Genomic DNA, 19,206 nt, shown 5'->3' with positions numbered 1-19,206 from the left:
GGATCCATAATCCCCGAGGGCGTGTCGCGCGAAGCTGCTAACGACGAATCTTCGCCAGACCTCTCCCTCGAGTGGCGGGTGCTGCATCTGCACTTCGCTACTTCCCCGTCAACTCGCCCTTCGCTCCAACCACAACCCCCGCCTTCCTCTCGATCGGCTTGATTGCCGCGGTGAAGTCGGACTCGGCGCCTTCCGCGCTGATCACCGTCTCCCACAACCGTCCTACGGCATCAGCGACTTCCATCGACAGCCCGAGCTGCTTCATCTCCTCCAGCGCCAGCCGCACGTCCTTCACCATCAATCCCGTGGCGAAACCGAAGTCGAAGGTGCGCGGCAGAACCGAACGCGGAAACTTGTCGCGGCTCGCCGTGTTCATGCCCGAGCCCGCATTGATGACGTCGATCATCACGGCGGGATCGAGCCCGGCCTTGACACCCATCACGACGGCTTCCGACGTTGCCACGATGGCCGTGGCCGACAGGAAATTGTTGGCGAGCTTCATGGTCTGCGCTGCGCCCGGCTTCTCGCCGATGAAGAACACCTTTCCGATCACGTCGAGCGCCGGCTTGAGCAGCTCGAACTCGGCTTTCGGGCCGGAGACCATCACCGCCAGCGTGCCTTTCTCGGCGCCGCCGACCCCGCCGGACACGGGGCAGTCGACCTGCACGATGTTGCGTTTGGCGAGCAGGCCGTGAATCTTCGAAGCCATTTGCGAGCCGACCGTCGACAGATCGACGAAGCGTTTCGCGCGCCTGCCCTCGATCACGCCGTTTGCGCCCGTCGCGACCTCGAGCGAGGCCTGCAGCGATGGCAGGCTCGCCATCACCGTCTCGACCTGGTCGGCGACATCCTTGGGTGATGTCGCAGCCGTCGCGCCGCGTGCCATCAGCCTGTCGACGACCTCCTTGCGCGTGTCGAACACGACGAGCTGGTGTCCGGCCTCAATCAGCCGTCGCGCCATCGGGAAACCCATGTTTCCGAGCCCGATGAATCCGATGTCCATGCTGTTTCCTTGGGTTTGTTATTCGTTGTCGTGAAAGATGCGCACTCCACCCTCGGAGTCGTCCCGGACAAGCGCGGCTCAAGCGCGCGCCGATCGAGATTTGCGCTGACGCTTGTCCGGGATGACGGCGGCGGTGGCTCGCCCTCACGCCTTCCCATCGATCTCCGCAAACACCTCGCGCGCGATGCGGAAGCTGTCGACGGCGGCCGGCATGCCGCCATAGATCGCGACCTGCATCAGGATCTCGCGGATCTCCTCCCGGGTGACGCCGTTGGTCAGTGCGCCCTTCAGATGCGCGCGGAGCTCGTGCTGGCGGTTGAGGATCGCGATCATCGCGATGTTGAGCATGCTGCGGGTCTTGCGCGGCAGTTCCTCGCGGCCCCACACCGCGCCCCAGCAATATTCGTTGAGCATCTCCTGGAACGGACGGTTGAAATCGTCGACGTTCGTCAGGGCGTTGTTGACATAGGCCTCGCCCAGCACTGCTTTGCGGACTTCCAGGCCCTTGTCGTGCATCTTCTTGTCCATGGCGTTTCCTTCGTTTTCCTCGGAATGGCGTCGCGGAAATTACGGGGTTGCGCCGGGCCAGTCACGTCCTCGTGTTATGCGGGAAAAGGGGTGTCTCCCGTGCCGGAATGGATGCCTCAGTGCTGCCGTTGTGGTAGGCTTCGCTCTACCGGGCAACCTGGAGAGCTGATTGAACGGCGTCACCCCCGACCCGTCAGACCCGATCCGCGAGGGCGACGCTCTGTCGCGGCTGAAGCTGGCGCAGGCCCTCGATCGGGCGACCTATGCCATCGCGTGGGAGCGTGCTTGGCCGAATTTGGCGCGGCTTTTGACTGTCGCCGGCCTTTTCCTGGTGGTGTCCTGGGCCGGCCTTTGGCTGTCCTTGCCGTTTGTCGCCCGCGCGATCGGTCTCGTCATCTTCGCCGGCATCGCGATTGCTGCCCTGTTCCCGTTGATTCGCTTTCGCTGGCCAGGCCGTGATGAGGCGCTGAGCCGGCTCGACCGTGGCTCCGGCATCCGTCACCGCCCGGCCACCACGCTCACGGACACGCTGAGCTCACAAGACCCGGTTGCCAAGGCGCTGTGGCAGGCGCAACGCGAGCGCACGCTGGCCTCGCTCAAGCGCATCCGCGCCGGTCTGCCGCATCCGCGGCTCGCGTTTCACGATCCTTGGGCGCTGCGTGCACTCGTCATGGTGATGCTGGTTGCGACCTTCTTCGCCGCCGGCGACGAGCGCGCGATGCGGCTCCGGGCCGCCTTTGACTGGAATGGCGTGCTGGCCCCGACCAATGTTCGCGTCGACGCTTGGGTGACGCCCCCGCTTTACACCGGCAAGCCGCCGGTCATCCTGTCGGCCGCCAACAAGGAAGCCGCGGCATTGCCGGCCAGCGGACCGCTTGCCGTCCCCGCCGGCTCGACCCTGATCGTGCGCTCCTCCGGCGGCAGCCTCGATGTCGCGGTCTCCGGCGGCCTCAAGGAGGTCGCCCCGGTGGAAGCCGCGCCCAAGGGCACCAACGAAAAGCACTTTGCCATCGCCGCCGACGGCACCGCGCATGTCCGCGCGCCCTCCGGCCAGCCGCAATGGACCTTCACGGCGACACCGGACCGTCCCCCGACAATCGCGCTCGCCAAGGACCCCGAGCGGCAGGCACGCGGCGCGCTCCAGCTCTCCTACAAGATCGAGGACGATTACGGCGTCACCGGTGCCGACGCGCACATTGCGCTGCGCCCCGCCGACGCCAAGGATGCCGGCAAGTATGGCGCCAAAGATACCGCCAAGGATAACAAGGACAACAGCAAGGACGCCGACGGCAAAGGCGCGGCGCGGCCGCTGTTCCAGCCGCCGCAATTCCCGCTCGTGCTGCCGAACGCGCGCACCCGTAACGGCGTCGGCCAGACGGTGAAGGACCTCAGCGAGGATCCCTATGCCGGCGCCGAGGTCACGCTGACGCTCACCGCCAAGGACGAGGCCGGCAACGAGGCGCGAAGCGAGCCCTTCAACATGCGCCTGCCCGAACGGCTGTTCACGAACTCGCTCGCGCGCGCGCTGATCGAGCAGCGCCGCATCCTCGCGCTCGACGCCAACAGGAATTCCGACGTCTACACCGCGCTCGACGCGCTGATGATCGCGCCCGAATTGTTCACGCCGGATGCCGGCTGCTATCTCGGCCTGCGCAGCCTGGCGTCCCAGCTCGAGGCGGCCCGCACCGACGAGGCGCTGCGCGAGGTGGTGGCGAGCATGTGGGCGTTCGCGGTCACCATCGAGGACGACGGCGTCGCCGGCAGCGTCAACGCGGCGCTGCGTTCGGCGCAGGACGCGCTCAAGGCGGCGCTGGAACGCGGCGCCAGCGAGGACGAGATCAGGGTGCTGACGCAAAAGCTCCGCGAGGCCATGGCCGGCAAGGTACGCGACCTCGCCCGGCGCGCCGAGCAAAATCCGCTCGGAGCGCGGCAGCCGTTCCCCGCGGAGGTCCAGCTCATCCTCGACAAGGCGATCGAGCTGCGACAGAAGACCCAGCATGCGACGCCCGAGCAGCTCGAAGAGCTGGCGCAGCAGCAGGACACATTGCGCGAGCAGCTTCAGGCCTATCGGAAGTCGGCAAGCAGCCGTGCCAACAAGACGGGGGACGACAAGACCAACCAGTTTACGCGGGACCGGAAATGCGGAAGCTAGCACGCGTGCCAGTCTTAAAGGCGATGTCGATCGCATGTGTCGCCCTGCTGCTCTGCGGCGTCTCGCCGGTCGCTGCCCAGCTGGATCAGGATCCTGACGCGCTGCTCGACAGCGCCGAAAAGGCGATGCAGGAGTCCGGCGACAGCCTCAGGCAGAAGGAATCCGGCAAGAGCCTGAGCAATCAGTCTGACGCCATCCAGAAGCTGGAGGAGTACAAGCGGGCGACGGAACGCAGCCAATCCTCCAGCCGCGATCGCAATGTCATCACGCAGCGCGATCTGGACGACCTCCTGAGGCAGATCGAGAAGGCGGCGCGCGAAGGCAACCGCGAGGCGGCCCAGCGCATGCTCGAGCAGCTCGCGCAGATCATGGAAAATCTCCAGATGGCGCAGCCCGGGCAATCCGGCGACAGCGACATGGAGCAGGCGCTCAACGAGCTCAGCGACATGATCCGCAAGCAGCAGCAATTGCGCGACAAGACGTTCAAGCAGGGCCAGGACTCCCGGCGCGACCGCTCGCGCGGCAAGCAGCAGGGCGACCAGTCGATGTCGGACCTCCAGCAGGACCAGCAGGCGCTGCGCGACCGTCTGAAGAAGTTGCAGGACGAACTCGCCAAGCGCGGCCTCGCGCAGAAGGGACAAAAAGGTCAGAGTCAGAAAGGGCAGAAGGGTCAGCAGGGCGACCAGGGCCAGCCCGGCCAGAATGGCGATCAGGACGGCGACCAGGGCGACGAAGACAGCAGTCTGGACGACGCCGACGGGGCCATGGGCGATGCCGGGTCGAAACTCGGCGAGGGCAACGCCGACGGCGCCGTGGATTCGCAGGGCAAGGCCCTCGATGCCTTGCGCAAGGGCGCGCAGAAGATGGCCGAGGCCATGCAGCAGGGCGACGGCGACGGGCAGGGCGATGGTCCCGGCAATCGGGCCGGCCGTCAGCAGAGCGGCGCCAATCAGACCGATCCGCTGGGCCGTCCGCTTCACGGCCGCGATCTCAGCGACGACTACACCGTCAAGATCCCCGGCGAGATCGACGCCCAGCGTGTCCGCCGCATCCTCGAAGAGCTCCGCCGCCGCTTAGGCGATACCTCGCGCCCGCAGATCGAGCTCGACTATATCGAGCGCCTGCTCAAGGATTTTTGACCTCACACTCGATGTCATCGCCCGCCTTGTGCGCTTGCGCACTGGGGCGGGCCATCCAGTATTCCGACACAATTGTGATCCGAACGATAGGCGACAGCGTACTGGATGCCCCGCCTTCGCGGAGCATGACAGCGGTATGCTTGGCTAATGCCGCCCGCTACCCCTTCCTCGCCGCCAGCGCATCCGCCACGGCGGTGCGGATGTCGGCGACCGAGAACGGTTTTGTCACGACGTCATGCACCAGCGCATTGAGGTTCGAGGCGCGCTCGCGCTGGTCGGCAAATCCGGTCATCAAGAGAATGGTCAGGTCGGGGAAATCGCGCGCGGCGGAGAGGGCGAGCGCGATGCCGTCCATGACGGGCATCTGGATGTCGGTAAGCAGCAGGTCGAACGCCCCGTCCTCGCGGGTCAGGATCTCCAGCGCCTCGGCGCCGTCTTGCGCGGTGACGGTCTCGTGGCCGTCGATGGCGATGGCGCGCGCCACCAGCGTGCGCATCGAATCCTCGTCGTCGGCGATCAGGATTTTCGGCATCAGACAAACCTCGGGACCAACTCCCGCGCGGATCTTGTGAGGCTGATTATACGCTGCCGCCGGCAATGTCGCGCCGGTTGAAGAAGCGAACGTCGATATTGCGGCCTTCCGGCGGCGGCGAGGCCAGGCGCGAGCGGAAGAAGGCGCGCTCGCCGGGCCGCAGCACGGTCTGCTCCAGCACCGTGTTCCAGGCGTAGATCTCCGCTCCTTGCGCGTCGCGCACGGCGAAGCGCAGGCGCGGGATGTCGAGCGGCTTCTTGCCCTCGCCGACGATCACGCCCTCGATCACCAGCACCTGCTTACCGTCCACGGTCTCGCTGGATAGTTTGACGTCCTTGAAGGCCAACCCTCTCAGATTAACCTCGAGCCCCACCATCTTGTAGAACGCCGCCGTCTGCGGCAGCAGCCGCACCATGTCGCCGCGCCAGATCACCAGTGCCAGCACCAGCGCGCCCATGGCGGCGCAGCCGGTCGGCAGGCCGAAATGGGATTTTCGCGGCGCCGCGGTGGCGGCCGGGCGACTGACCCGCGCGCCGCGGCGACGGAACAGGCCGCGGAACCAGGACTGGTGCTGCGCGCCGGCGACGTCCTCCTCGACGGCCCGGGCCGCCGCCGACCACTCGTCCTCGATCTCCTTGGTGTCCTCGGTCGGCCAGTCGCTGGCGATCGAGGGGCTTTCGACAACCGGAGTGTCGGGGGTGCTATCGTCCTTGGCGTATGAGTTCCACTGCGCGGCGAGGTCGGCCTGGTCCTCGGCCTGGCTTGCCGCAGCCATGGCCGGGATGGACGCCTCCTCGATCGCATCCTCGGCATGGGCGACCCAGGTCTCCTTGCAACGGGAGCAGCGCACTGTCCGGCCGTTCGCACCCAGGCTCGCAGGCTTGATGGCGTAGGATGTCGTACAATGAGGGCAGACGATATGCATGGACGAGCCTTGATGCATGGACTGGTCTTGACGATGTCACGGTCGCGGAGAACCGGGTTGCTCTTATGCTACCGGGCGAGCGTTAACGAACCGGAAACCATAACGGTCGCAAAACCCGTTAGTCGCGTTTGGCGGGGTGCAGCCGTGTGGCCCGCGCCCCTTCTCGAACGGAGCTGAGCTTGGTTCGGTTCGAAAATGTCGGATTGCGTTACGGTCTGGGGCCGGAGGTTCTGCGCGACCTCAACTTCCAGATCCCGGCGCATTCCTTCCAGTTCCTCACCGGACCGTCCGGCGCCGGCAAGACCTCGCTGTTGCGCCTGTTGTTCCTGTCGCATCGGCCGACGCGGGGCCTCGTCAATCTGTTCGGCCAGGACATCTCGCGGCTCGGCAAGGACGAGATCGCCGACCTGCGCAAGCGCATCGGCATCGTGCTCCAGGATTTCCGCCTGCTCGACCACATGACGACCTATGAAAACGTCGCGCTGCCATTCCGCGTCATGGGGCGTAGCGAGTCGAGCTATCGCAAGGAGGTCATCGATCTTCTGCGCTGGGTCGGCCTCGGCGATCGCATGGATGCGCTGCCGCCGATCCTGTCCGGCGGCGAAAAGCAGCGCGCGGCGATCGCCCGCGCCGTGATCTCGCGCCCGCAGCTGCTGCTCGCGGACGAGCCGACCGGCAGCGTCGACCCGACGCTCGGCCGCCGCCTGCTGCGGCTGTTCATCGAGCTCAACAAATCAGGCACGGCCGTCATTATCGCGACCCATGACATCGGCCTGATGGACCAGTACGAGGCGCGGCGCCTGGTGCTGCATCAGGGACGGCTGCACGTCTATGAGTAGGACCGACGAGCGCGGCGTGCTGGTTGACCTCGGGCAGGAGCGTCCGCAGCTTCCGGCCCAGGCGCGCAACATGTCGCCGATCGTGCCGCGTGCCTCGATCCACGGCCGCGCGCTGGTCGCCGTCGTCGCCATCATGACCTTCCTCGCCTCGATGACGACCGGCACGGTGCTGCTGGTCAGCGCTTCCGCCGCCGAATGGCAGTCGGAGGTCGCGAGCGAAATCACCATCCAGGTCCGTCCGCAGGCTGGCCGCGATCTCGAACGCGATACCGCGGCGGTGACGGAGGCGATGCGCGCGCAAGCCGGCATCGTCGAGGTCAAGCCGTTCAGCAAGGACGAAAGCGGCAAGCTGCTCGAGCCCTGGCTCGGCACCGGCCTGTCGATGGACGATCTGCCGGTGCCGCGCATGATCATCGCGCGCGTGCAGCCGGGCACGCCGCTCGATCTCGGCGTCCTGCGCGCGCGGGTCACCCAGGTGGCGCCGAGCGCGAGTGTCGACGATCATCGCGCCTGGATCGAGCGCATGCGCTCGATGACCAACGCCACCGTGCTCGCCGGCATCGGCATTCTCGCCCTCGTCATCATCGCCACCATCATCTCGGTTTCGTTCGCGACCCGCGGCGCCATGGCGGCGAACCGCCCGATCGTCGAGGTCCTGCATTTCGTCGGCGCCGGCGACCGTTACATCGCCAACCGCTTCCTGCGCCACTTCCTCAGGCTGGGCCTGGAGGGCGGCGTGATCGGGGGCGGCGCCGCCATGCTGGTGTTCGGCTTCTCCGAGTCGATCGCCGGCTGGTTCTCCGGCACCCCTGTCGGCGATCAGTTCGCCGCGCTGCTCGGCACCTTCTCGCTGCGGCCATCCGGCTACATCGTGCTCGCGGTCCAGGCGGTGCTGATCGGCGCCATCACCGCGGTCGCCTCCCGCCAGACGCTGTTCGCGACGCTGAATGATATCGATTGAGTGTTGGGTGATAGCGGCTTCTTCGCCTCTCGCCGCTGGCGGGGAGCGGGAGCGCACTGGCGACGCGGCGAGAGGAGGTGTGCCTTCCGCTCGCAGAGCCCAATAACCAGACTCCACTTCGCCTCAAAACGTCTTAAAATCACCTCTGGGAAGGGATCACCGACATCGCATGACCTCGCCGACCGACGATCGATCGCCAAAACTGCCGCGCGGCTGGCTGCGCGCGGCAATCGTGTCGACGATCGCGCTTGCCTTCATCGGCGCGGCAGCAGGCTTCGTTGCGTTCCTGTCGCAATTGCGCGGCGCCGAGATGGTGCCGGATCGCAAGGCGGACGGCATCGTGGTGCTGACCGGCGGCTCCTCCCGGGTGTCGGACGCGATGGAGCTGCTCGCTGCCGGCTACGGCAGGAGGCTCCTGATATCGGGCGTGCATCCGACTTCGACGGCGAGCGACATCTCCCGCACCCTGCCGGAGAACCACTCCTTCATGACCTGCTGCGTCGACCTCGACCGCACCGCGCTCTCGACGCGCGGCAATGCGGCGGAGGCGCGGCGCTGGGCCGAGGGGCGCCAGTTCAAATCGCTGATCGTGGTCACCTCGAACTATCACATGCCCCGCGCGCTGGTGGAATTCTCCCATGCGATGCCGCAGACCACATTGATCCCGTTCGCGGTGGTCGGGGACAAATGGCGCGAGGAGCCGTGGTGGACTTCGGCGCCGACGTTGCGGCTGCTGCTGTCGGAATACGCCAAGTACGTCGCGGCCGAGCTCAGGGTGCGGCTGGAGAATTTCGGGATTGACCTTTCGCCCGAAGTGTCGGAGCAGCCTGTGGGCGTGCAGCCGAAGCGGCCCGCCACAGCACAGGCCAATTGACCGGCAATTGATCGGATCGTCGATGTTCCTGATTTTCCTGCGCTCGCTCGTGTTCAACGTGCTGTTCTACGCCGTGCTGGTGTGCCTGGCGATCGTGGCGCTGCCGACCTTCGCATTGCCGCCGCGCGCCATGCTGACGGTCGCGGAATGGTGGGCGAAGGCGACGCTGATCCTGATGCGCGTGATCTGCAACATCAAGGTGGAATTCCGCGGGGTCGAGAAGATCCCGCAGGGACCGTTGCTGGTCGTGGCAAAGCACCAGTCGTTCTGGGAGACGTTCGTGCTACCCGGCTTTTTCGATCACCCGATCTTCATCCTCAAGCGCCAGCTCATGCAGATCCCGGTCTTTGGTCAATTCCTGGTCAAGACCGGCATGATCGCGATCGATCGCAATGCCGGCGTGAAGGCGCTGCTGGACATGACGCGGCGGGCGCGCGAGGCCGTGCGCGGCGGCCGCCAGCTCGTGATCTTTCCGGAAGGCACGCGCCGTGCGCCGGGCGCTGCCCCCGCCTACAAGACAGGGTTTGCGCAGATCTACTCCTCCTGCGGCGTGCAGTGCCTGCCGGTCGCGCTCAATTCCGGCCTGTTCTGGCCGCGCCGCACCTTCATGCGCTATCCTGGCACGCTGGTGGTGGAATTCCTCGATCCACTGCCGTCGGGCCTGCCGAAGGACGAGTTTCGCGCGCGCGTGCAGACGGCGATCGAAGACGCGACCGGCCGTCTCGTCGAAGCCGGCCGGAAAGAGCAGGAGCACTTGATCGGCTCCGCGCCGAGCTACGCGCGGTCGGACAGTTAGCGGTTCTCTCGATCTTCGGTCGGCGCCGGCGCGTGCAGGGAATGCGCATCGCCGTGCAGCATCGTCGCAAGCTGGTGCAGCTGCGTGTCGCGAAAGCCTTCGGCCTCGATCGCTTTCACCGTCGCGGTGACGTAGTCGCGATTGGCGCCGGACTGGCCATGGCCCTGGATGACATGGCGGTGCTGCTCGGTGAGCGAGAGCCGGCCGGCATATTGGACATGACCGCGGTCGACGACATAAGTGAGTGCGGAGACGCGCTGCCGCGCATCGTTCTCCAGCCATACTGAGCGCATGACCTCGCGGTAGACCGAGGTGACCTGCTCGCGTGCCCGCAAATTGGCGACGACCTCGCTGCGGTTCTTCTCGGCGACGCGGAAGGCGATGCCGCGGCAGGCGCCGCCGCGGTCGAGCCCGAGCACCAGGCCCGGCTTTTCCGGCGTGCCGCGGTGCACGAAGGAATAGACGCACAGCGCGCGATGCTCGCCGACCAGCCGCGCCGGGACGCGCTCCTCGAATTCGAACCCCGGCCGCCACATCAGCGAGCCGTAGCCGAACACCCAGAGGTCGCCCTTGGCGGTGGTGACGGAGGGGAGGGTGATTTCCGACATTTCGGGCACGGCTAAAGCATGATCCGGAAAAGTGTGAAGCGGTCTTCCGAAAAGATCATGCTCAAACAAGGAGCTAAAGCGCGATGACGATTTTTCCAAATCGCGCCGCGCTTTAGCAGAACCGTGCCCCCAAGCGAAGCGGATTCTCCGCCTTTCGTCGGGGGCGGACCTCGCTTACATTTGCCTGAATCTGGGGTCAAAGGGTCGCCGCATGTCCAATATGACCGTTGCCACAGGCCGTCGCTCCCGTTGGGGCCTTTTCATCGCGCCCGCTCTCGTCCTGATCCTCGCGGTCGCCTGGAGCTGTTTCTGGTTCTACGCGGCGTCGCAGGCCGAAATCGCCGCAGACGCCTGGCGCGCGCAGGAGGCCAAATCCGGACGCGTCTATGATTGCGCCAAGCGCTCGATCGCGGGATTCCCGTTCCGCTTCGAGGTCCAGTGCTCCGGCGCCAGCGTCGCCCTGGTGTCGCAGAATGCGAGCAAGACGCCGTTTACGGCGAAGCTCGACAACATCCTGGTCGTCGCCCAGGTCTACGACCCCAAGCTCGTCATCGCGGAGTTCTCCGCGCCGGCGACGCTGACTGACGGCGTCACGCAAAACACCTTCGTGGTGAACTGGAGCAAGGGCCGCGCCAGCGTGGTCGGTCTGCCGGCCGTGCCGGATCGCGCCTCCATCGTGTTCGACGATCCCGGCCTCAACCGTCTCGACGGCAGCGTGCAGGTGCCGCTCGCGCGCGCCAAGCAGGTCGAGCTGCACGGCCGCCTCGCGGACGGATCGTCGTCCGATCATCCGGTCATCGAGACGGTGCTCCATGTCGCGCAGGGCAGCATCCAGGGCGTTCATCCCTTGCTCGCCGAGCCGTTCGAGGCGGACACGCGCGCGAAGGTCACGGGCCTTACGGACGTCACGCCAAAACCCTGGCCGCAGCGCTTCCGCGAGATCCAGGCCGCCGGCGGCCATATCGAGATCGTGCAGTCGCGGATCCAGCAGGGCGAGATGATCGCGGTTGCGGCCGGCACGCTCGGCCTCTCGGCCAGTGGCCGGCTCGACGGCGAATTGCAGATGACGGTGACGGGCCTCGAGCGCGTGATCCCGGCGCTCGGCATCGAGAAGATACTGGAGGAGGGTGTACCGCAGGCAACGCTCGACCGCGTCGCGCCGGGCGTGAAGTCGCAGGATCTCAACAATCTCTTCGGCGCCCTCGACCGCGCCGTTCCGGGCCTCGGCAAGGTCATCAAGCAGAACGCCAATGCCGGCGTCGCCGCCGGCATCAATTCGATCGGCACCGAGAGCACGCTCGAGGGCAAGAAGGCGAGAAGCTTTCCGCTAAAATTCGTCGACGGCGCCGTGCTGCTCGGTCCGGTCAAGGTCGGCCAGATCCCGCCGCTGTATTGACTCGCCGTCATTCCGGAGCATTTGCGAAGCGAATGAACCGGAATCTCGAGCCGCAAATCTCGTCATTCCGGGTTCGCGCTTCGCGCGCCCCGGAATGACGGGAGCGAAGCTACGGCTTCTTCAGCGCAGCGTGCGGCCGGCCGAAATCGGGCGCGGCCGAATCCTGGCCGATCTCGACGATTCCGCGGCGGATGGCGCGGGTGCGGGTGAAGTGGTCGAACAGAGCTTCGCCGTCGCCGCGGCGGATCGCGCGGGTGAGCTTGGCGAGGTCCTCAGTGAAGGTGCCGAGCATCTCCAGCACGGCCTCCTTGTTGGCGAGGAAGACGTCGCGCCACATCGTCGGGTCGGAGGCCGCGATGCGGGTGAAATCGCGAAAGCCGCCGGCGGAGAATTTGATCACCTCGGATTCCGTCACCTGCGCCAGCTCGTCGGCGGTACCGACGATGGTGTAGGCGATCAGATGCGGCAAATGGCTGGTGATCGCGAGCACGAGATCATGATGATCCGGCGTCATGATTTCGACCTTGGCGCCCATTGCCGCCCAGAACGCGCGCAGGCGATCGGTGGCAGCAGCATCGACGCCTTCCGGTGGCGTGAGGATGCACCAGCGGTTGATGAAGAGCTCGGCGAAGCCCGAATCCGGACCCGAATGCTCGGTGCCCGCGACCGGATGCGCCGGCACGAAATGAACGCCCTGCGGCAGATGCGGGGCCATGTCCCTGACCACCGCGCCCTTGACCGAGCCGACATCGGAGATGATCGCACCCGGCTTGAGATGCGCGGCGATCTCCCGCGCGACCTCGCCACAGGCGCCGACGGGAATGCAGAGGATGACGAGATCGGCATCCTTCACCGCTTCCGCGTTGGTCGCCACGACGTGGTCGACGATGCCGAGCTCGGCGACCCGCGCGCGCGTCTTTTCCGAGCGCGCGGTGGTGACGATCTCACCCGCCAAGCCCTGGAGCTTCGCAGCGCGCGCGATCGAGCCGCCGATCAGGCCGAAGCCGATCAGCGCGACGCGCTGGAAGTGCGCCTGCGCGCTCATTTGCCGCCCATGAAGTCGCGCAAGGCCTCAACCACGAGGCGGTTGGCCTCCTCGGTGCCGATGGTCATGCGCAGCGCATGCGGCAGGCCGTAATTCTTCAGCGCGCGCAACACCAGGCCCCGCTTGGTGAGGAAGGCGTCGGCATCATCCGCGGTCTGGCCCTTGTCGGTCGGGAAGTGGATCAGCACGAAATTGGCGACGCTCGGCGTCACCTTCAGCCCGAGCTTGCCGATCTCCTCGGTCAGCCGGTTGCGCCAGGTCTCGGTGAACTGCTTCGACATCGCCTGGTGCGCGGTGTCCTCGATCGCGGCGACCGCGGCATACATCGCCGGCGTCGACACGTTGAAGGGACCGCGGATGCGGTTGACTGCGTCGATGATGTGCTCGGGGCCGAACATCCAGCCGATGCGCAGCGCCGCAAGTCCGTGGATCTTGGAGAAGGTGTGCGTCACCACCGTGTTCTCGGTGGTGGCGACGAGCTCGATTCCCATCTCGTAATCGTTGCGCGAGACGTAGTCGCAATAGGCGGCGTCCAGCACCAGCAGCACCTGCGACGGCAGTCCGGCGCGCAGGCGCTTGACCTCGTCGAACGGCAGATAGGTGCCGGTCGGGTTGTTGGGATTGGCGAGCCAGACCAGCTTTGTCCGCGGTGTCACGGCGTTGAGGATGGCGTCGACGTCGGCGGTGAAGTTGGTTTCGGGCGCCACCACGTTCTTGGCCCCGTTCGCCATCGTCGCGATCGGGTAGACCAGGAAGCCGTGGGTGGTCGAGATCGCCTCGTCGCCCTGGCTGAGATAAGTGTGCGCGAGCAGATTGAGGATCTCATCGGAGCCGGCGCCGCAGATGATGCGGTTGGGGTCGAGACCGAAGCTGCGGCCGATCGCTTCGCGCAGCACGCGCGAGGTGCCTTCCGGATAATCCTCCAGATGATCCGCCACTCGCTTGAACGCCTCGATCGCCTTCGGCGAGGGCCCGAACGGCGTCTCGTTGGCCGAGAGCTTGAACACCTTGCGGCCCGGCTCCGGCACCGGGCTCTTGCCGGGCGTGTAGGGCGCAATATCGAGAATGCCGGGATTCGGCACGGGGCGGGACATCTTCAACTCCGGATTGGCGGGACGGCTCGCGACTTACGATTTCGGCCCTGTCGGGGGCACCGTATAGCGCGTTGCGTGGCTGCCGACGAGGGCCGTGGAGCGCACCGAGGCCCCTGCCTCGATCAGGGCAGCCCTGATCTTGTCGATGCTGGTCGCGCTCGTGACCGAAACCAGCAGGGCGGCGCCGTCGAAGGCAGTATCGGGCACCGCCACGATTTCGGCAAGCGGCGACAGGGCGCGCGCGACCTCGGCGTTCCAGCCGGAGACGCGCACGCTGAAGGTCTCGACCTCAGTCACCAGCGCGCTGTCGGCGACGCGCGAGATCGCGAACACCGGCAGTGCAGCCGGATGGTCGGCGCGCTCGACGAACGGCATCCGCGCGATAATCTTGGGCGCGCCGTCGGCTTCCAGCTCCAGCCACCACGGCGTGCGGCTCGAGGTCGCCGAGACCAGCGCCAGGTCGCCCTTGGATTTCGCCACCGCCTCGACTGCGGCCTGCGCGCTGAAATGCGCGACGTAGGGCACGGTGAAGCCGAAGTGGAAGCGCGCGGAATCGCGCATCGCCGGCTCGCTCACCGAGATGTCGGCATGCACGGAGAACGGCGCCTGCACATAGGTGAAGGTCGAGATGATGACGCGCCAGATGCTCTCGACCGTGTCGAGCGGCAGGATGCCGCGATGACGCTGGACGAGGTCGCGCATCATGGCGGCCTCGCGCGCCGGCCGGAATGCGGAGCCGACCTCTTGGGTCTGCTTCACCTGGATCAGGCGGTGGATGATGTCGCCGCGCTGCATCAGGAGGCGATGCATGCCCTCGTCGATCGCGTCGATCTCCTTGCGCAATTCCTGAAGCGATGGCGGCGCGGGCGGACGTTGGGACATGACTGACAACGGCTGTTCAGAGGCGTTCCAATGCGGATCGGTCAGTGCCGTCACCGCTGCGGTCGATGTCCTGATTAGGCAGGATAGGCCGCGAAAGCAAAGAGAAATGCGAGGAGAAGCTGGGCCTTTTCAGGCGACGTATCAGGGACGAATTGGGTTAATCCGGACCGCGGCTTGACGAAGACCGCTCCAGACAGTAAGTTTTTGCCTGTTCCGTGGTCATTTGAGCCGGCCGGCTTGCAGCCACGTTAAAAAACTCGCTAAACAGGCCGGGGACGCTTCCGATCCCGGCCGAACCTATCGTTCAGGCCGGGTTTTTCATGGCCTGATGTCACTGCGGTCGTAAGTCTGATCGCAAACGAGGTCGATGCTCAGATGGGTAGCGTCAAGTCGATTCCGAGTCCCGCGATCAGCGCCGACGATCGATCGCACGAGGTAGATCATCCGAGTTCGCAGGTTATGCATTTCGGCGCCGATCAGCCGCTGCGGCTCGATTGCGGCATCGATCTCTCCCCGTTCCAGATCGCCTACCAGACCTATGGCGAGCTGAACGCCGATCGCTCCAACGCCATTCTGGTTTGCCATGCGCTGACCGGCGACCAGCATGTCGCCAACGTGCATCCGGTCACCGGCAAGCCCGGCTGGTGGGAGACGCTGGTCGGCCCCGGCCGTCCGCTTGATCCTCAACACTACTTCATCATCTGCTCCAACGTGATCGGCGGCTGCATGGGCTCGACCGGGCCGGCTTCGATCAATCCCGCGACGGGCAAGGTCTGGGGTCTCGATTTCCCCGTCATCACCATTCCCGACATGGTACGCGCGCAGGCGATGCTGATCGACCGGCTCGGCATCGACACGCTGTTCGCGGTGGTGGGCGGCTCGATGGGAGGCATGCAGGTGCTGCAATGGACCGCGGCCTATCCTGCCCGCGTGTACTCCGCGCTGGCGATCGCGTGCTCGACGCGGCACTCGGCGCAGAACATCGCCTTCCACGAGCTCGGCCGCCAGGCCGTGATGGCCGATCCCGATTGGCGCAATGGCGGCTATGCCGACCATGGTATCCACCCGCATCGCGGCCTCGCGGTGGCACGGATGGCGGCGCACATCACCTATCTCTCAGACGCTGCGCTGCACCGGAAATTCGGCCGCCGCATGCAGGACCGTGAGCTGCCGACCTTTTCGTTCGACGCCGACTTTCAGGTCGAGTCCTATTTGCGCTATCAGGGCTCGTCCTTCGTCGAGCGCTTCGATGCCAATTCCTATCTCTATCTGACGCGCGCGATGGATTATTTCGACATCGCCGCCGATCATGGTGGCGTGCTGGCAAAGGCGTTCGTGGGCATCAAGACCCGCTTCTGCGTGGTCTCCTTCACCAGCGACTGGCTGTTCCCGACATCGGAATCGCGCGCGCTGGTGCACGCGCTGAATGCATCAAGCGCTCGGGTGTCGTTCGCCGAAATCGAGACCGATCGCGGCCACGACGCCTTCCTGCTCGACGTCCCCGAATTCTTCGACATCTCGCGGGCCTTCCTGCAATCCGCGGGCAAGGCCCGCGGTCTCAACGGCAAAGGTGGCTAAGATGTCGGTACAGGAGGTGCTGCCGCTGAACGGCGTTGCGACGGGGCCGTCCGGTCAGTTTCGCGCCGATCATCTGCTCGTTGCCGAGATGGTCAAGCCGGGCTCGAAGGTGCTCGACGTCGGCTGCGGCGAGGGCGATCTGCTCCAGCTGCTGGAAACGCGTGGGATCGACGGCCGCGGCATCGAGCTGTCGCGCGAGGGCGTCAACCGCTGCGTCGCCAAGGGGCTCGCGGTGGTGCAGGGCGATGCCGATACCGACCTCGTCAACTATCCCGACGACGCCTTCGATTACGTGATCCTGTCGCAGACGCTGCAGGCGACGCGGCAGCCGCGGGTGGTGCTGGAGAACCTGCTGCGCATCGGCCGCCGCGCCATCGTGTCGTTTCCGAATTTCGGCTTCTGGAAGATGCGGCTCCAGCTCCTGATCGGCGGTCACATGCCGCGTACGGAGAATCTGCCGGCAACCTGGTACGACACCGCCAACATCCACTTCTGCACCATCAAGGATTTTGTCGAGCTCTGCGACCAGATCAACGTCAAGATGGAGCGCTCGGTCGCGCTCGACCTCTACGGCCGCCCGGTGCCGCTGAACCTGCCATGGTGGGTGTGGAACATGTTCGGCGAGCAGGGCGTGTTTCTGCTGAGCAGGGGCGGGGGCAAATAGTTTCTCGTCATTCGAGATTTGGGCGAGCCCCATCAACGCGCTCAACTGTCATCGCCCGGCTTGCCGCCTTCGCCAAGGCTTCGGCGGGCCGAGCACTCCTGTGGGCCTCGGCGTAGCCTTGGCGGAGCCGGGACCGGGGCGATCCGGTGCGCCGAGACGGGAGTAATTAAACGATAGGCCGCGGCGTACTGGATTCTCCGCCTTCGCGGGGGATGACAGCGCGCCCGCATTGGCTTTCGTCAATACGCTAATGCGCTGCCACCGACCTCGGATCGCGCACCGGCCAGCGGCCCGCTTCCACCAGCGTGACGAACCGCTCCACGCTCTCGTTGAATAGCGCGGGCTCTTCGAGGTTGAGGACGTGGCCCGACTTCGGAAACATCGCGAGCCCTGCGGCCGGAAGATGCTTCTTCAGGAACAGGCTCGGTCCGACGCACGGATCGTCCTCGTCGCCACAGATGATCAGCGCCGGCGTTGCAACGCCTCTGATCGCATCCGTCATAGTATAGATCGAGGGACGGCCGCCCTGGAAGCCGCGCATCGTGCGCGCCGATCCCTTGGCATCGTGGCGAGCAAGGGCAGCGTAGAAATCGGTATGGCCGCGCGGGTCCTTCACCAGGAAGGGAATCCGGCTCGGCGCCTCGCGCGTGACCTTTGCGACTTCCGCGGAGCCGAGCGCCTCGAACTGCTCGGCATTGGCGCGGCACTGCCTGCGCCAGGCGTCGAGATTATCGATCTCGGAGCCCGAGCCGACGCCGGCCAGCGTCATCGAAAATGCGCGCTGTGGCGCATTGAGCCCGATCTGAAGCGAGGAGTAGGCCCCCATCGACAGGCCGACGAGATGCGCGCGCTCGATCCCGAGGTGATCGAGCACCGCGAGCGCGTCGGTGTAGAAATGCGTGTAGGTGTAGGCCTCGCCATCGGGCACGTCGGACGGCGTGTAGCCGCGCGCAGAGTAAGTGATGCAGCGATGGCCGCGCGAGAAGTAGCGCATCTGCGGCTCCCAATTGGTGTAGTCGGCCGCGAACTCGTGCAGGAAGATCATCGGCGTGCCGGCGCCGGCTTCCTCGAAATACAGACGGCAATCATCCTTCGTCACGGCGTAAGGCATGCGGTTCTCCCTGAGAGTGCTGCGGCATTGGAATGCCGTTCTGCAGTTCGCGCATGAGGGTTCTAGCACCGTTAACCTCCGCGCAAAATCTCCCAGGACGTGTCTTGATCTCGCCACATCGGGATTCTGATACGCAAAGTAGATGTCGGCCGTGCACGGGCCGATCGGGGAAGTGGGGGTGTAACGAAGGATGAAGAATGTTCGAGTTGTTTGCGTCTCGCCTGTCGCGTTGTGTTGTCGCGCTGGCGCTCTTCTTCGCGGCGGTCGTCGCGTTCGTTTCTCCGGCCTCAGCGCGGCCGCATCATCGCCATAGCGCAGAGCGGCACGCTTACGTGCACCACGCCAGACATCATCACTACCGCCACCATGCCCGCAGCTCGCGCTTCGAGCGCAGCGCGGCGCGATTGCAGGCGAGTGGATTCGCCAACACCCAGGCGAGCTATGATCCGAACGCCAATAGCGGCGGCATGGCCACTAATGGAATAGCCCCTAGCGGCTTGGCCAATAACGCCATGAGCAGCGGCGGTTTCGGCGGCGGATCGGGCCTCGTGTCCGAGGCTCGCCGCTATCTCGGCGGCAATCCCACGGGACGCGGCAGCCTGTGGTGCGCACGCTTCATGAACATGGTGCTGCAACATACTGGGCATCAGGGCACGGGCTCCGATATGGCGAGCTCGTTCGCGCGCTACGGCACGCGCATCTCCGGTCCGCAGGTCGGCGCCATCGCGGTGATGTCGCGCGGCGGCCGCGGCGGCCATGTCGGGATCATCAGCGGCATCGATGCGCGGGGTAATCCGATCATGATCTCCGGCAACAATGGCAACCGCGTCCGCGAGGCGCCGGTCTCGCGCGGCAAGATCTATGCGTATGTGATGCCGAATTGACGGTCGTCGCTGCCGTCATTGCGAGCGCAGCGAAGCAATCCAGAATCCCTCCGCGGAAGCAGTCTGGATTGCTTCGTCGCAAGTGCTCCTCGCAATTGTGCATGTTCACTAATTCGCTGATTGGATCGCTCCAGCGGAGGACGATCCGATGCGCGACAACAGCTATGACCGGACGATTGAGCGCAACTATCTGCA

The 19,206-nt window shown here is 65.7% G+C and carries 19 protein-coding genes and 1 riboswitch; of the genes, 10 read left to right on the top strand and 9 right to left on the bottom strand.

Annotation, left to right across the window (positions count from 1 at the left end):
- Positions 1-97: 97 nt before the first annotated feature.
- Positions 98-1,003 (bottom strand): NAD(P)-dependent oxidoreductase, encoded by a 906-nt coding sequence (locus IVA92_RS09185; protein ID WP_247279697.1) that lies wholly within the window; start codon positions 1,001-1,003, stop codon positions 98-100.
- A 144-nt stretch (positions 1,004-1,147) separates the two neighbouring features.
- Positions 1,148-1,531: a carboxymuconolactone decarboxylase family protein gene (locus IVA92_RS09180; protein WP_247279696.1), complete on the bottom strand. Its 384-nt coding sequence runs from the start codon at positions 1,529-1,531 to the stop codon at positions 1,148-1,150.
- Positions 1,532-1,700: 169 nt separating this feature from the next.
- Here IVA92_RS09180 and IVA92_RS09175 point away from each other — a divergent pair, with 169 nt between their 5' ends.
- Together IVA92_RS09175 and IVA92_RS09170 are read left to right on the top strand one after the other, a co-directional pair.
- Positions 1,701-3,683 carry a TIGR02302 family protein gene (locus tag IVA92_RS09175; RefSeq protein ID WP_247279695.1) on the top strand — a complete coding sequence of 661 codons (1,983 nt, stop codon included), beginning with the start codon at positions 1,701-1,703 and terminating at the stop codon, positions 3,681-3,683.
- Complete coding sequence (locus IVA92_RS09170; protein ID WP_247279694.1) at positions 3,671-4,822, top strand: DUF4175 family protein; 1,152 nt, start codon at positions 3,671-3,673, stop codon at positions 4,820-4,822. Before IVA92_RS09175 ends, IVA92_RS09170 begins: the two co-directional genes overlap by 13 nt.
- Before the next feature lie 157 nt (positions 4,823-4,979).
- Here the strand turns inward: IVA92_RS09170 and IVA92_RS09165 are convergent, their stop codons facing one another.
- Both IVA92_RS09165 and IVA92_RS09160 read right to left on the bottom strand, forming a co-directional pair.
- Positions 4,980-5,354, bottom strand: coding sequence for a response regulator (locus IVA92_RS09165; protein ID WP_247279693.1), 375 nt, complete (start codon positions 5,352-5,354; stop codon positions 4,980-4,982).
- A gap of 46 nt (positions 5,355-5,400) precedes the next feature.
- Positions 5,401-6,279 (bottom strand): MJ0042-type zinc finger domain-containing protein, encoded by an 879-nt coding sequence (locus IVA92_RS09160; RefSeq protein WP_247279736.1) that lies wholly within the window; start codon positions 6,277-6,279, stop codon positions 5,401-5,403.
- Between the two features lie 179 nt (positions 6,280-6,458).
- Here IVA92_RS09160 and ftsE point away from each other — a divergent pair, with 179 nt between their 5' ends.
- From ftsE to IVA92_RS09140, 4 genes are all read left to right on the top strand, one after another.
- Positions 6,459-7,118 carry a cell division ATP-binding protein FtsE gene (gene ftsE, locus IVA92_RS09155; RefSeq protein WP_247279692.1) on the top strand — a complete coding sequence of 220 codons (660 nt, stop codon included), beginning with the start codon at positions 6,459-6,461 and terminating at the stop codon, positions 7,116-7,118.
- A complete protein-coding gene (locus IVA92_RS09150) occupies positions 7,111-8,079 on the top strand; it encodes an ABC transporter permease (protein WP_247279691.1) in 969 nt (322 codons plus the stop codon). Before ftsE ends, IVA92_RS09150 begins: the two co-directional genes overlap by 8 nt.
- Positions 8,080-8,248: 169 nt before the next feature.
- The gene (locus tag IVA92_RS09145) at positions 8,249-8,953 is read left to right on the top strand and encodes a YdcF family protein (protein ID WP_247279690.1); all 705 of its coding nucleotides are present in this window, start codon (positions 8,249-8,251) and stop codon (positions 8,951-8,953) included.
- Between the two features lie 22 nt (positions 8,954-8,975).
- Positions 8,976-9,749, top strand: a complete 774-nt coding sequence (locus IVA92_RS09140; protein ID WP_247279689.1) for a lysophospholipid acyltransferase family protein — start codon at positions 8,976-8,978, stop codon at positions 9,747-9,749.
- Here the strand turns inward: IVA92_RS09140 and IVA92_RS09135 are convergent.
- Positions 9,746-10,357 (bottom strand): gamma-glutamylcyclotransferase, encoded by a 612-nt coding sequence (locus IVA92_RS09135; protein WP_247279688.1) that lies wholly within the window; start codon positions 10,355-10,357, stop codon positions 9,746-9,748. The genes IVA92_RS09140 and IVA92_RS09135 overlap by 4 nt on opposite strands.
- Positions 10,358-10,568: 211 nt before the next feature.
- Between IVA92_RS09135 and IVA92_RS09130 the strand changes: the two genes are divergently transcribed.
- Positions 10,569-11,753, top strand: a complete 1,185-nt coding sequence (locus IVA92_RS09130) for a DUF2125 domain-containing protein (RefSeq protein WP_247279687.1) — start codon at positions 10,569-10,571, stop codon at positions 11,751-11,753.
- Between the two features lie 109 nt (positions 11,754-11,862).
- Here the strand turns inward: IVA92_RS09130 and IVA92_RS09125 are convergent, their stop codons facing one another.
- The 3 genes from IVA92_RS09125 to IVA92_RS09115 are packed head-to-tail and all read right to left on the bottom strand — an operon-like array spanning position 11,863 to position 14,774.
- A complete protein-coding gene (locus tag IVA92_RS09125) occupies positions 11,863-12,798 on the bottom strand; it encodes a prephenate/arogenate dehydrogenase family protein (protein WP_247279686.1) in 936 nt (311 codons plus the stop codon).
- A complete protein-coding gene (gene hisC / locus IVA92_RS09120) occupies positions 12,795-13,892 on the bottom strand; it encodes a histidinol-phosphate transaminase (protein WP_247279685.1) in 1,098 nt (365 codons plus the stop codon). The genes IVA92_RS09125 and hisC overlap by 4 nt, the downstream gene beginning before the upstream one ends.
- Before the next feature lie 33 nt (positions 13,893-13,925).
- Positions 13,926-14,774 carry a chorismate mutase gene (locus tag IVA92_RS09115; protein ID WP_247279684.1) on the bottom strand — a complete coding sequence of 283 codons (849 nt, stop codon included), beginning with the start codon at positions 14,772-14,774 and terminating at the stop codon, positions 13,926-13,928.
- Between the two features lie 205 nt (positions 14,775-14,979).
- Positions 14,980-15,059, top strand: a riboswitch (SAM riboswitch).
- Between the two features lie 90 nt (positions 15,060-15,149).
- Here IVA92_RS09115 and IVA92_RS09110 point away from each other — a divergent pair.
- Together IVA92_RS09110 and metW are read left to right on the top strand one after the other, a co-directional pair.
- Positions 15,150-16,352 (top strand): homoserine O-acetyltransferase, encoded by a 1,203-nt coding sequence (locus IVA92_RS09110; RefSeq protein WP_247279683.1) that lies wholly within the window; start codon positions 15,150-15,152, stop codon positions 16,350-16,352.
- 1 nt (position 16,353) lies between these two features.
- Complete coding sequence (gene metW / locus IVA92_RS09105) at positions 16,354-17,016, top strand: methionine biosynthesis protein MetW (RefSeq protein WP_247279682.1); 663 nt, start codon at positions 16,354-16,356, stop codon at positions 17,014-17,016.
- A 247-nt stretch (positions 17,017-17,263) separates the two neighbouring features.
- Here metW and IVA92_RS09100 read toward each other — a convergent pair whose 3' ends face one another.
- Positions 17,264-18,127, bottom strand: a complete 864-nt coding sequence (locus IVA92_RS09100; protein WP_247279681.1) for an alpha/beta hydrolase — start codon at positions 18,125-18,127, stop codon at positions 17,264-17,266.
- 197 nt (positions 18,128-18,324) lie between these two features.
- Here IVA92_RS09100 and IVA92_RS09095 point away from each other — a divergent pair, with 197 nt between their 5' ends.
- Positions 18,325-19,011 (top strand): TIGR02594 family protein, encoded by a 687-nt coding sequence (locus tag IVA92_RS09095; RefSeq protein WP_247279680.1) that lies wholly within the window; start codon positions 18,325-18,327, stop codon positions 19,009-19,011.
- Positions 19,012-19,206: the final 195 nt, after the last annotated feature.

It is taken from the genome of Bradyrhizobium sp. 154 (assembly GCF_023073875.1).
GTDB lineage: Bacteria > Pseudomonadota > Alphaproteobacteria > Rhizobiales > Xanthobacteraceae > Bradyrhizobium.
Note: the sequence above shows the minus strand (reverse complement) of the source record. Positions and strands in the feature narration are given on the sequence as shown.

Excerpts from the sequence above, each read along its gene's own strand:
- IVA92_RS09110 (WP_247279683.1), top strand. The coding sequence starts at position 15,150 with ATGGGTAGCGTCAAGTCGATTCCGAGTCCCGCGATCAGCGCCGACGAT.
- IVA92_RS09170 (WP_247279694.1), top strand. The coding sequence starts at position 3,671 with ATGCGGAAGCTAGCACGCGTGCCAGTCTTAAAGGCGATGTCGATCGCA.
- metW (WP_247279682.1), top strand. The coding sequence starts at position 16,354 with ATGTCGGTACAGGAGGTGCTGCCGCTGAACGGCGTTGCGACGGGGCCG.
- IVA92_RS09115 (WP_247279684.1), bottom strand. The coding sequence starts at position 14,774 with ATGTCCCAACGTCCGCCCGCGCCGCCATCGCTTCAGGAATTGCGCAAG.
- IVA92_RS09180 (WP_247279696.1), bottom strand. The coding sequence starts at position 1,531 with ATGGACAAGAAGATGCACGACAAGGGCCTGGAAGTCCGCAAAGCAGTG.
- IVA92_RS09135 (WP_247279688.1), bottom strand. The coding sequence starts at position 10,357 with ATGTCGGAAATCACCCTCCCCTCCGTCACCACCGCCAAGGGCGACCTC.
- IVA92_RS09125 (WP_247279686.1), bottom strand. The coding sequence starts at position 12,798 with ATGAGCGCGCAGGCGCACTTCCAGCGCGTCGCGCTGATCGGCTTCGGC.
- IVA92_RS09140 (WP_247279689.1), top strand. The coding sequence starts at position 8,976 with ATGTTCCTGATTTTCCTGCGCTCGCTCGTGTTCAACGTGCTGTTCTAC.
- IVA92_RS09130 (WP_247279687.1), top strand. The coding sequence starts at position 10,569 with ATGTCCAATATGACCGTTGCCACAGGCCGTCGCTCCCGTTGGGGCCTT.
- IVA92_RS09100 (WP_247279681.1), bottom strand. The coding sequence starts at position 18,127 with ATGCCTTACGCCGTGACGAAGGATGATTGCCGTCTGTATTTCGAGGAA.
- IVA92_RS09160 (WP_247279736.1), bottom strand. The coding sequence starts at position 6,279 with ATGCATATCGTCTGCCCTCATTGTACGACATCCTACGCCATCAAGCCT.
- IVA92_RS09095 (WP_247279680.1), top strand. The coding sequence starts at position 18,325 with ATGTTCGAGTTGTTTGCGTCTCGCCTGTCGCGTTGTGTTGTCGCGCTG.
- IVA92_RS09185 (WP_247279697.1), bottom strand. The coding sequence starts at position 1,003 with ATGGACATCGGATTCATCGGGCTCGGAAACATGGGTTTCCCGATGGCG.
- IVA92_RS09150 (WP_247279691.1), top strand. The coding sequence starts at position 7,111 with ATGAGTAGGACCGACGAGCGCGGCGTGCTGGTTGACCTCGGGCAGGAG.
- IVA92_RS09145 (WP_247279690.1), top strand. The coding sequence starts at position 8,249 with ATGACCTCGCCGACCGACGATCGATCGCCAAAACTGCCGCGCGGCTGG.
- hisC (WP_247279685.1), bottom strand. The coding sequence starts at position 13,892 with ATGTCCCGCCCCGTGCCGAATCCCGGCATTCTCGATATTGCGCCCTAC.
- IVA92_RS09165 (WP_247279693.1), bottom strand. The coding sequence starts at position 5,354 with ATGCCGAAAATCCTGATCGCCGACGACGAGGATTCGATGCGCACGCTG.